Genomic DNA, 390 nt, shown 5'->3' with positions numbered 1-390 from the left:
AGCGTCGTCGCTACCGACACCGATGGCGACAGTGCGACCGGGCAGATCAACGTCAACATCGTCGACGACCTGCCGAAGGGCGTAAACGACAGCAACGGCACCGCCTCTGAATCCCTGCTGACCCTCAATGGCAATGTCCTGACCAACGACGTGCAGGGGGCTGACCGCGTACCTGTCGGTGAGAACTCTGGACCGATTACCCCCGGCACCTTCGCCGGCACCTACGGCACCCTGGTACTCAACGCCAACGGCACCTACACCTACACCCTCAACACCACGGACGCCGACTTCAAAGCCCTGCACGGCGGTGGTGATGGCAGCGAGACCTTCCAATACACCATCACCGACGCAGACGGCGACACCAGCACCGCCAACCTGGTGCTGCAGATC

1 protein-coding gene is annotated in these 390 nt (G+C 62.6%); it reads left to right on the top strand.

Translation table 11 applies throughout. The annotated features are described in order from the left end of the window. The coding region (locus KW839_RS27340; RefSeq protein ID WP_218426048.1) for an Ig-like domain-containing protein at window positions 1-390 on the top strand (390 nt) is incomplete at both ends.

This window comes from Pseudomonas sp. PDM31, assembly GCF_019218965.1.
Classification (GTDB): domain Bacteria; phylum Pseudomonadota; class Gammaproteobacteria; order Pseudomonadales; family Pseudomonadaceae; genus Aquipseudomonas.
This window is presented reverse-complemented; position numbering and strand designations above follow the sequence as displayed.